The sequence below is a fragment of the Algoriphagus antarcticus genome, from assembly GCF_002150685.1.
GTDB lineage: Bacteria > Bacteroidota > Bacteroidia > Cytophagales > Cyclobacteriaceae > Algoriphagus > Algoriphagus antarcticus.
In genome coordinates this window covers 1-10,341 of record NZ_MSSW01000112.1, presented here as the reverse complement: position 1 = coordinate 10,341, position 10,341 = coordinate 1, and the positions used below count along the sequence as shown (strand labels likewise).

Genomic DNA, 10,341 nt, shown 5'->3' with positions numbered 1-10,341 from the left:
CTAGCAGGTCCAGTTTCAATTACTCCCGCCATTCAGCTTTTCAAGAAGTAAAATAAAGTAAACCAAAAAGCTTCCACCCCTGTTAACCTAATAAAACTAAGCTATGTCAGATAATAAAGTGAAAGGATTCTTCAAATTGGGTGAATTTGGGAATTATTTTATCCAAGTTTTCCAAAAGCCAGATCCCAATAAAAAAACAAATATAAACCTGCGCATGATGCATGGGATCAATAAGATCTCAATTATCGTGTTTCTACTAGCGCTGATTTTTTGGATTGTAAAGCGGTTTATTTGAGGTTTTTACCTCAGAGTCCGCTGAGTTTTTCACGGAGAGCGCAATTGGTCATTATCTGACTAAATAGGGATGATAAAGACCCACCTTAATAAAGCGAAGCTTACAGGTCGGGTAAAATAGTGAATTAGCTACCCAAAGCTCTGATAGATCGAAACACGCCTTTTTCTAAGATGAAAAGTTGTTTTTCTACCCAAGCTTAAAATCCAACTTCAATACAGAAATCCGAAGAGCCAAAGTGGAATTTTTGATTTAAATCCAACTTCAAGTCCATCTGAAACTACATAGGAATTGGCTTGATTCTGAAGTTGAACAGCTGATTTGTTATAGCCACCCACTTCAAATATAAAGTTTTCGTCAACAGAGAAGTCACCGTGTTTTGGAAGGTGAACCTCATGTCCAGCATTTTTCAGCTGATTCAGAAAAAATGTTTCCCGCTCATTCCCAATGTTGAATTCCTGCTTTGAAATGGCATACCCGAGATTAGTATTCTCAAGGTATATTTTATCTGGCTTTTGCAGTATGCTCGTAGATTTACCAATTGACTGAAGGGAATTGATGATTTTTGCTTTTTCCAGATAGCTTAAATAAAGTAGCAAGGTGTTTCTAGTAATACCAATCTTCTCACTAAGTTTAGAAACGTTAGGTGTAAATGGGACGCTTTGCGAGAGCACATATATTAATTAATAAAGCTTTCTGAGGTTTTAAGGATCTATTCCCTTGATGAATTGAAGGTCTATTTCCAATACCAATTTCAAAACCTGTTCTATCCTTATGTGATATGTATTCGGGTTTTCCTTGAAAAATGGATAGTATCCTGCTTTTAGATAGTTGGGAAAATGAATGAGTGGTTTGAACTCTTTATTCATATGATATCCTGGGATGAAGAACTGAGCACAGGCTGGTATGTGCAAAATGGTGAAAAGGTATATATCTATTTCGTGAAAAGTGATTTAGGTAAGAAAAGCAGTTCGAATGCCAATGCGGCGCTTAATTGTACACCTATACTGGAAGAGATTTGCTTCAATTTTGGAGATGATGAAGAGATGGATTGCAGTAGTGGGACATGTGTTCTCCCAGAGTTTGGGATTGAGTGTTTTGATATCATAGCCTACGAGGATCCAGCATGCTCAGACCAATACAATCCGAGATCAGGAGCGGGGACTTATACAGGACCAGGGGGCGGTGGGGGATCGGGTAGCGGGTCTGGAGGATTACCGACATTGTTGCCGGAGGAGGAGATTATAAGGAGAGACCCATCTTTCCAAGGCACAAATACTGATTGCATTTTAGGAAAACTATTAGCTATTAATGGTTTTCAAAAAGTTGCACAGAACTTTCAAGGAGTAGGGTCTGAGTTTGATGTTATCTTAAAAATTGGTGCTACACAAAGCTCAACGGCTTCAGGGCAAACACAATGGATGGGATCAAATCAACCAATTGAGATTACCTTTAATAATACTTATGTGGGAAGATCCGCATTAGAAGTCTCAAGGACAGTTATTCACGAAATGCTACATGCTGAATTTTACAGGGCATTAAATACCCAAAGTCCAACACCAACGGATTTATCTTTCAAAGCGACTTTTGAGCAATATACCAATCAATTTAGTGGCAGTGAAGCTGTGCACCACAATCTGATGGCTGATAAATACGTTGGCTATATAGCGGATGTACTACAGCAGCTACATCCCCAACTGGGGGGTGCTGCCTATGCCAACTACATGAACTATCCGGGAGGCTATCCTGATGGAATACCAAGCGGGTTTTATGAAGCACTGGCATGGCAAGGACTTAAAGAAGCAGGAGTAAAGGGGTGGGGTGACTTAAGTGGAGAAGAGCAAGCTGAGATAAATAAACATCTGTTTAAAGCCGAATTGGGAAGGAAATCATGCAATTAACTAGCTATAGACTTACCTTTTTCTCACTTTTATTAGTGTTGGCAACTAATGCGCTGGGTCAAACAAAAAAGGTTTCAGACAATAAAAAGCCTGAGTTTTCAACGAATTACTTTCCCAAAGAAAATTCCGAAGATACTACCTATGTCGTTCTGGATTTTGAGAGGGATAGATTAGAAATTAGAAAGGATAAGGAAAATGCGGGCAACTATAACTTTGATCGCATTCGGTTTACAATGGCTTATAACAATCCCCTAAGCCCAAATGAAATAGTTTATTTCACACATATTGCCGGTCCTCCCTTTGGCAATGAGGTATATTCAGTAAACAAAAGGTCTCTTTCCCGTGACAGAATCATCTTCGAGCCCGAAAAGAATGCTGTTTTTTGGTATCATAATTACTTAAGACTCAAGGAGACTATTGTGATTTTGATTGATCTTAAAGACTGGGAAAATAAAAAAGACTGGGTGCAGGGGCTAGGAGTACAAGTAAGTATTAATACGATTGAATAAAGACTAGAACTTCTAAGCCCAGATAGGGGAATCCCAGGAGAAGAAAATCGAAGTACTTTCCAGATTGGATTCAGAAGTCGAAATCGCTTACTAAAAGCACGGAGGGATTTTGAATTATGTGTTGAGAGATTTCTTGAAGGAATAGAGGAGTTGGGTGTTTGATGCCGGGTAACCGTTGTGAGGTGCTGCCAGAGCTGGCTTTATCTTGTTTTTGGTTTGGTCTTTTAATAAGCAAAACCTCTCAGAAATGGCGGGTTTTGTTGGTTAATAGCGTATTGTAGGGAAAATTAAGTTTTCCGTCAGTAGTCAGGATATTTTCAAAAAACAGCTGTTGTACTCTTGCTTTTTCATTCTGAAAAGCTTAAACTAAATAAGTTTTTATACACTCAACAAGCATACTTTTATGAAAAACACTTCCCCCCCTCAAATACACTTACCTGCGTAGATCTGGATTTTGGTCACTTCTGCTCATAAGTATCATTTTGATTTTTAACTCCTGTGTGAGTGAAGAAGAACCGGTCGCTCCTCCTGTCACTGATATGCAGCAGGCAGTGGAGGATGCCAAAGCTTGGTTTGGGCCGCAGGAGGAATTTGTGGTTCCTATCAAATCAGGAGTGAATGCTCGAGTAAGTGATCAGATCAAGAAAGTCCATTGGAATAATGTGATAGTTCATGAAGAAGGTAGGGTGATCGAGATAGAAATAACATACAACACCACCTCAGTTCCCATCAGATCAGCGAAAACAATAAACGATATTGAGAAGAAAAAGAAGGATGCCTTTTTCAGGTTGATTTTGGTAAAAAGAGAGACTGTCGGATTTGACAAGTTTATTCTAAAGTATTTTCCTGAAATAACTGCTGCAAACCAAAAGAAGCTAGTAGTCAATAACTACACGGTATGGAGCAACGATTTTTCGGGAGATATTCAGATGATGTCATGGGATGAGGAAATAAATACTGGCTGGTACGTTCAAAATGGTGAGAAATTATATACTTATTTTATAAAAAGTGATAATGGCAAAAAAAGTAGAGGATACAATAATGCTGCACTTAATTGTACTCCAATTATGGAGGAGGTATGTTTTAGCTATGGTGATGATGAGGGAGAGATTACCTGTGGCGGAGGGTATTGTGACATTCCAGAATATGGAATAGAGTGTTTTGAAATAATAGCCTATGAGGACCCAAATTGCTCTGATCAATATAATCCAGGGTCAGGGCCGGGGACTTATACAGGACCAGGGGGCGGTGGGGGATCGGGTAGCGGTGGGGGAAGTGGTGGTTGGATTCCTAGTGATGAAGATTTGGATTTATTTATACCTTCATTAACTCCAGATGATGGCTATTTTTATTCAGGAGCCAAAAAACTAATTCCTAGTATTTTATCTCTTGACAATGGCGATGAGATTATAGTTGACTTTGGAGTTACTGAATCTGACAACAAAAGTGCTAATAAAGAAGTTGGAGAACTTCTAATAGAAGGGTTACAGGCAGCCATCAAAAAGGCCAATGCAAATTTGAGTTCACAGGAAAAAATAACAAGAATTTATGTTGCTGCTACAACCAATGGAGGTCACTCCTCAACAAGTAATCACTACAACGGCACAGCTATTGATATTAGTAGAATTAATGGCTCTAAAATGGCCTTGACAGGGGTAACTAATCAAATAACTCAACTTCAGCTTGCTATGGATGATTTTCCCAATGTTAGGGAAAATTTTGGTCCATATTTTAAACATAAGTACTCTTCAGAATCTAACAGTTGGAATTACAATCATCCTGTAGGTGGGCATAATGATCATATCCACTTTTCTGTAAGATAAACCTCTAACTTTCAACTATGAAATCTTACGCTTTATTATTAACTGCATTATTTCTTTTACAAGGTCAATTTACTTGTAAAGCACAAGAACGAACAGTCCAGGAGATATCAAAAAACAAGCTCGCTAATTATTTGCTAGCCAACATCAAAGAGATAAATTATTCCTTTCATGAATTATATGACAGGAGCTTCTTTATTAATGTGTACACACTTGATGATTCAAGGGCAACTTCTAAATCTTCTTTTCAAGAGCACGACGGTATACTTGAAAGTATACTTGTTTCTGTAATTCCAGATGGTGATTATTATGTTCAAAGTAAATTGTTTAAAATTGAAGGGCTTGAAAATCCAGTAATACTTGGGATAACAGAAAAGGGGTATCCCGAATTTATTTTATCGGTAGAAACAGGAGTTGCTGATAAGCGCAAGAATTATGATTATAAACTTAGTGGCGCTTTTTAAAAGTAGGAACTTATAAATGCGGCAAACTAGTTTCTCTTTTTCCTACTTTAAATATCAAGCCCGTCAGAAATGGCGGGTTTTGTTGATAAATAGCTTTTTGCTCTGCGCAATTCATATAGCGTATCTTAGCGTAAAGAATGAGCTAAATTTCCAAATCAGGTAGAAAGATAAATTTTCAGGAAATCTCTAACCTATTTTTGCTTTTTTAGTCAAGAAAGTCTATAATTAAAAAGTTTTTAGACACTTAACTAACATTCTTTTATGAAATCGAGCACGGAGAAGATCGTCCCACAGAGAGGATTGTTTCTTGCGAGATTCCATGTGACCATAAAAAATCGAAAATAAACACATCAAAAACATTATACCCCCCCCAAGTATATTTATCTGAGTAGATCTGGATTTTGGTCAATTCTGCTCATCAGCATGATTCTGATTTTCAATTCCTGTGTGAGCGAAGAAGAACCATTCACTGCTCCTGTCTCGGATAGTCAGCTGGCAGTCGAAGATGCAAGGGCTTGGCTTGGACCGCAGGAAGAGTTTGAGGTTCCTATCACATCAGCAGCGAATGCAAGAGTGAGGAATCAGATCAAGAAAATCCACTGGAATAAGGCAATTACTCATGATAATGGGAGAATAATAGAAGTAGCTGTAAAGTATTCGGTCCACGGAGTACCTATGAGAGTAGATACGACAAAAGTTTTATTAAAGCAAAAGCAAAAGAATTCTTTCTATAGACTACTTATCCGCAAAGACAGTTTGGGAAATTGCACCAAATCTCTACTTAAGTATTTTCCAGAGCAGCATGTTGACGGTCAAAGTAAGCTGGAAGTGAATAATTTCATGAGTTTAAGCCCTCAATTTTCAGGTGATATCCAGTTGATAGATAGGGAAGAGAATCTTGAGATGGGGTGGCGAGTTAAGAATGGCAATGTATTTCAACAGTATTACCAGCAATAGTATTTAACAAAAAAACCAATACTACAGCCGGAGCAGCATTAAATTGTGTTCCTGTGACAGAGGAAGTTTGTGAAAACACTATTTACCCATCACCTCCAGGCACGCTGGATGAGATTGAAGTGCGTTGTTACTTTGTGACGTATAATGTAGGTTTAGGATGTGGAAATGTAAGTCCAGGAAGCCCAGGAATTCCAGGATGGTATAATGGATCAGGAGGAGGTCCGACTGGCCCAGTGCCATGGGGTGGTTCGGGTACTGGATCTGGAGGCGGAGGGCCTTTGCCTACTTTGCTGCCAGAGGATAAAATCTTTACGGACCCAAGTTTTGTTGGCACTAAAGCAGATTGTATGTATGAGAGGTTATTGGCTTCTAGTGAAGGATTTAAAGGAATGATCCAGAAGTTTGATGGACAATTTCCAGTTTCACACCTAACATTTTCAATTGCAAATCTAGGAAACAATACAAGGGGACAAGCATCTCCGCCAGTTAATTATATGAGGAATATATCTTTGAATAATAATTTTACCACAGCAGGGGTAAATTATAGGCCAAATTTGCTAACCGCTAAAACAATCATACACGAAGTTATCCACGCTGAGATGTTTAGAAAGCTAATTTCCTTAGCAAGTACAAATGGAAGTATTAATGCAAGCACTTTAAATAGTATGCTTCAAAATCGGGACTATCCTGGAATGCTTGATTATTATACTAGATATGGTATCAATGGTTTTCAACATCAATAAATGGCTGCTCATTATAGAGAAACAATAGCAAGAATGTTGCAAGAGTATAAGACTGGAATTGAAGTATCAGTAAGTCAATTACCATCTTCTATTTATATGGATCTAGCGTGGGAAGGTTTGAATCATGACAATATTTCTGCATGGCAAGATGCTATCTCACAAGAAGAGAGAACACGGATAGATCAAACTATTTCTAATTACATAAATCAGAATAATAATCAAAATTGTCCCTAGTTATGACCATACTTAAATTGATAATTATCTCCTATATGTCCATATTATTTTGTAATGATTATGGCGAAGCTACATATTTGTTTTTCAATGCTCAATCTGATAGTATTTGCCAATTACACCCAGATATGAAGGGTAGATTCCATAAGACTGAGAATGTAAAACAATTTAATAAAGCAAAAAATAATGATGGCAGTGTGATTTTCTATATTTGCAATGAAAAGTTTTCCTATTCAATTAAAAATTTTGAAGCTGCCGTATCCTTATCAGAAGTTGAATTTTACAAATTAAAAATGTCAAATCTAAATGAGCTAATTGAAGTGGTAAATAAGGATAACCCTCTATATCCTGATAAGGTTTATGGAAATGTATTTATAATTGAAAAAACCAAAGAAGGATAATATATGAAATATCCAGTAAAATGGGAATATTATATTGAATAATCCCCATCTAAGGATAGAATAGGCAGATGGCTAGGCGTAGGCTCGTACAGCTATCAGTATTAACTACGTCTTTCTATCAAGTACAATTTGCAATTCGTATCATAAAGAATAAAAAACCAAATGAGAGTTGTAACAATTGAAAATTGAGATGGATAGTTGGGTGTAGTTGAAAACAACACCGAGTCACGACGATGGTTTGACTACACCGAGTGGGGGTGTTGTTAACACTAGTAATGAGACTTTTGGACATTGGGTAGCTAGAAAAAGTTTTCAGGAGCAAATGGAGTGGGGATTAAGAATAATGGAATTACTAAAATAAGAAATTATGAATGAGCTAATAAAGCAATTTGCTGAATTAACGATAGAAAAGGAAAGCGATCCATTCAATTACAGAAAGGTAATAAGCTATTTTATAAAAGACATGAAATATTCAAAAAGCTTAAAGATGATAGCGCTCTCTCTGATTTGAAAGTTTTATTCAATCATGAGAACATGAACGTAGTACTTGCAGCAAGCCAGTATTATTTAGCTGAGAATCCCAAGGTAGGTTTAGAAAAGCTTAAAGAATTGAGCAGAATCGAAGGGATAATTGGATTTGGGGCACAAAATTTAATGTAACAATGGGAAAAGGCCAAACTCTTGGGGTTGTCTTGGATATAAACCCAAGTACTCATAGTTTTGGTAAAATTGTTACATTTTTAACAAAAAATTAAATGGACTACTATTTCAGTATAAATAATATTTTAAAAGAGTGGAACCCTATTGGTGTAAAAGGAATTGACCTTGAGCATGAATATGAAAGATATATAGATGAAATCATAGAATGTGTTAAAAAAGATGAAAATCTCCTTGAATTAATTGAAGATATAGAGGGTAATAGGATTGGATATTTTTATAGCTCACCAGATGCACGATTATTGGTTGTAAATAAAGTATTAAAATTGGTTTAAAAATAAATGGATCTTCTTTACACACTTGAATTAATTCCAAGGCATAAGTCATACTCCTGCCTTTCTTTATGATTCAAAAATTTAAGTTGTTATTTTTAAAATAAGTGAATTATGTTGGATCTTTAAGGCATGGCAATGATATGCTTATTACTTTGTGCTTGGAATGAGTGAAAGATTGTATTTAGTTTCAATCTACCTTAAATCGCAGCGGAATATAGAGCCAAGCATCAATTGTATTTCCATCAATCGTAGTGGCAGGAATGATTTCTCCTCTATGTATGTTGGCTGCACGTAGCGCTTCAATTGCGAGAGATTCATTTGTCTTTCCATTAGCAAATACAAACCTTCCATTTTCATACATATAATCAACGAAACCCGTCAGAAATGGGGGGTTTTGGTGTTTAGGAGAGTTTGAACCGTATTGGCACTCTCACTAAGGAAGATGTTTTGTTTCCATACATGTCAATGGGCGCAATAAAACTTGGGTTATATGCTTCGACCACGCGAATGGCTTCTTTAATCAATGGCTTATAAAGTTCATCTTCATTGAGACAGGATATATCCACAACTTCCCCGGCTTTATTAACTTCAAGCTTAAGAACTACAGTGCCCATTTCTCTTCTTTCTCTTGCTTGAGCCGGATATTTTAAGTTTTGAGCTAGAAAAGAATGGTAATCTTTCATCTCATAATTTGTCTGGAGCTCCATTGGGTTCTTCTCGCTCTCAACAAGTGGCGTTTTCGAATCACCCAGATAAAATTTGAAATCTTGACCTGATATAAATTCCAATCGGGAAACTACCTTATCATTATCCAAGAATACCCTGACAAAACTCCCATTGTCTACATTTTTCAGTTCACTGGAAACCAGATTTTGAAGGGTGTCATAAGTGGAAATAATCGCCTCGTTGTATCCTAATTCTTCATTGTATTTTTCTTTGGTTTGACTGAGCAGTCGGTTTTGGAGATCATAAATTTTGGAAATGGAAGAGCTGTCTTTACTGATAGTCAGAATCTGATTGAATTTATGAGTTCCAAAGTTCTCATTAAGAACTGGAGTCATGCCCCCGTCTAACTTGATAATTACTCTTTCTTGAGCATGAGATTGATTGATGCTCAAGGAAAAAGAGACAATCAGGATTAGTGATAATTTGAAGAGGATCTTATTTTTCATTTCTAATGACTAATAGTGAAGTTTAAATATACGAAAATCCCACGGTATTTATAACTTCTCGTACCAAGAACCACTTCTTGAGTTCTCCATCTTGGATTGAACTTAGGTTTAACTTACTTTAAATCGGAAGTATAGCTGCTAGTAGATCGTTAACCTTATTGCACTGATTTCTTTCTAGAAAATAAAAACTTAATTTTTAATGATAAATATTGCATCTTATTTTTTTTTTTAGCTTTCAAAAATTAATTTATGTTCCATTTAATATCTACGTTATGAAAAAAGTGATTTTAGTATTTTCTCTGTTTATTTTAGGAACAGGGATTTCATTAGCAGAAAGAAAGGGTTATAGCATGGAGGATTACATGTGCAGTCAATATTCCATGTGGTCTGGATGTGATGTGATTGTAAGCTCCTGTGTGCCTAATTCACTTGCTAGCTGTGATGTGTCTGCTCAAGTTCCCTGCGAAGAGGTGTGCGTAGGTGGAGTCTAGCGGAATTAGTTTTGATTACTACGTTGATGGTACCCCATCAACCTAGTATTTATTATTATCTTCTGTGAGGATCAAATTTTTATAGTGAATATTTTCTACAGACAAATGACCTATTTCAAGAATCTCCTATTTCAAACCCTCGGTATCCTGTTTTTTGCTAGTTCTTGTACCAACAGAATCCAGCATAGTGTAGATGAGGAGATTTATGTCCCAATAGAGCAAACTCCTAACCTTTCAGACTTCGTTGAAAGCATAGAATATGTTGCCCTTCCAGCGGAGATGTTTAGTGGTTTTTTTAATAATGTTCTTGTTACAGATGATCATTTTATTTTTGCTGATTACGATCAGGAAATGAAAATTTATGTTTT

At 36.6% G+C, this 10,341-nt stretch carries 17 protein-coding genes; 13 read left to right on the top strand and 4 right to left on the bottom strand.

The window, feature by feature from the left end; genetic code table 11:
* Positions 1–103 precede the first annotated feature (103 nt).
* Complete coding sequence (locus tag BVH04_RS24540) at positions 104–295, top strand: DUF6728 family protein (protein WP_086544099.1); 192 nt, start codon at positions 104–106, stop codon at positions 293–295.
* 209 nt (positions 296–504) lie between these two features.
* On the opposite strand, the gene BVH04_RS24535 is transcribed toward BVH04_RS24540, so the two are convergent.
* Together BVH04_RS24535 and BVH04_RS25670 are read right to left on the bottom strand one after the other, a co-directional pair.
* Positions 505–966 (bottom strand): ATP-binding protein, encoded by a 462-nt coding sequence (locus BVH04_RS24535; RefSeq protein WP_140160665.1) that lies wholly within the window; start codon positions 964–966, stop codon positions 505–507.
* A 30-nt stretch (positions 967–996) separates the two neighbouring features.
* The gene (locus tag BVH04_RS25670) at positions 997–1,161 is read right to left on the bottom strand and encodes a hypothetical protein (protein WP_169714516.1); all 165 of its coding nucleotides are present in this window, start codon (positions 1,159–1,161) and stop codon (positions 997–999) included.
* Between BVH04_RS25670 and BVH04_RS24530 the strand changes: the two genes are divergently transcribed.
* The 10 genes from BVH04_RS24530 to BVH04_RS24490 all read left to right on the top strand — a co-directional run bounded on the left by BVH04_RS24530 (position 1,162) and on the right by BVH04_RS24490 (position 8,310).
* Positions 1,162–2,193 (top strand): hypothetical protein, encoded by a 1,032-nt coding sequence (locus tag BVH04_RS24530; RefSeq protein ID WP_086544097.1) that lies wholly within the window; start codon positions 1,162–1,164, stop codon positions 2,191–2,193.
* Entirely contained in the window at positions 2,184–2,702 is a 519-nt protein-coding gene (locus BVH04_RS24525; RefSeq protein ID WP_086544096.1) for a hypothetical protein, read from the top strand. Before BVH04_RS24530 ends, BVH04_RS24525 begins: the two co-directional genes overlap by 10 nt.
* A gap of 500 nt (positions 2,703–3,202) precedes the next feature.
* Positions 3,203–4,525, top strand: coding sequence for a hypothetical protein (locus BVH04_RS24520; protein WP_086544095.1), 1,323 nt, complete (start codon positions 3,203–3,205; stop codon positions 4,523–4,525).
* Positions 4,526–4,542: 17 nt separating this feature from the next.
* Positions 4,543–4,986, top strand: coding sequence for a hypothetical protein (locus BVH04_RS24515; protein ID WP_086544094.1), 444 nt, complete (start codon positions 4,543–4,545; stop codon positions 4,984–4,986).
* A 423-nt stretch (positions 4,987–5,409) separates the two neighbouring features.
* Entirely contained in the window at positions 5,410–5,943 is a 534-nt protein-coding gene (locus BVH04_RS24510; RefSeq protein WP_086544093.1) for a hypothetical protein, read from the top strand.
* A gap of 53 nt (positions 5,944–5,996) precedes the next feature.
* The gene (locus BVH04_RS24505) at positions 5,997–6,686 is read left to right on the top strand and encodes a hypothetical protein (protein WP_086544092.1); all 690 of its coding nucleotides are present in this window, start codon (positions 5,997–5,999) and stop codon (positions 6,684–6,686) included.
* Positions 6,687–6,920, top strand: a complete 234-nt coding sequence (locus tag BVH04_RS24500; protein ID WP_086544091.1) for a hypothetical protein — start codon at positions 6,687–6,689, stop codon at positions 6,918–6,920.
* A 35-nt stretch (positions 6,921–6,955) separates the two neighbouring features.
* Complete coding sequence (locus tag BVH04_RS24495) at positions 6,956–7,318, top strand: hypothetical protein (protein ID WP_140160664.1); 363 nt, start codon at positions 6,956–6,958, stop codon at positions 7,316–7,318.
* A gap of 534 nt (positions 7,319–7,852) precedes the next feature.
* Positions 7,853–7,978 (top strand): hypothetical protein, encoded by a 126-nt coding sequence (locus BVH04_RS26425; RefSeq protein ID WP_262481388.1) that lies wholly within the window; start codon positions 7,853–7,855, stop codon positions 7,976–7,978.
* Positions 7,979–8,073: 95 nt separating this feature from the next.
* The gene (locus tag BVH04_RS24490) at positions 8,074–8,310 is read left to right on the top strand and encodes a hypothetical protein (RefSeq protein WP_086544089.1); all 237 of its coding nucleotides are present in this window, start codon (positions 8,074–8,076) and stop codon (positions 8,308–8,310) included.
* Positions 8,311–8,497: 187 nt separating this feature from the next.
* On the opposite strand, the gene BVH04_RS25665 is transcribed toward BVH04_RS24490, so the two are convergent.
* Positions 8,498–8,671, bottom strand: a complete 174-nt coding sequence (locus BVH04_RS25665) for a hypothetical protein (RefSeq protein ID WP_169714515.1) — start codon at positions 8,669–8,671, stop codon at positions 8,498–8,500.
* A gap of 40 nt (positions 8,672–8,711) precedes the next feature.
* Positions 8,712–9,482: an energy transducer TonB gene (locus BVH04_RS24485; protein WP_086544088.1), complete on the bottom strand. Its 771-nt coding sequence runs from the start codon at positions 9,480–9,482 to the stop codon at positions 8,712–8,714.
* Positions 9,483–9,763: 281 nt separating this feature from the next.
* On the opposite strand from BVH04_RS24485, the gene BVH04_RS25285 reads away from it, so the two are divergent.
* Both BVH04_RS25285 and BVH04_RS24480 read left to right on the top strand, forming a co-directional pair.
* Complete coding sequence (locus BVH04_RS25285; protein WP_140160663.1) at positions 9,764–9,973, top strand: hypothetical protein; 210 nt, start codon at positions 9,764–9,766, stop codon at positions 9,971–9,973.
* Positions 9,974–10,078: 105 nt separating this feature from the next.
* The coding region (locus BVH04_RS24480; protein WP_169714514.1) for a hypothetical protein at positions 10,079–10,341 on the top strand (263 nt) is incomplete at its 3' end.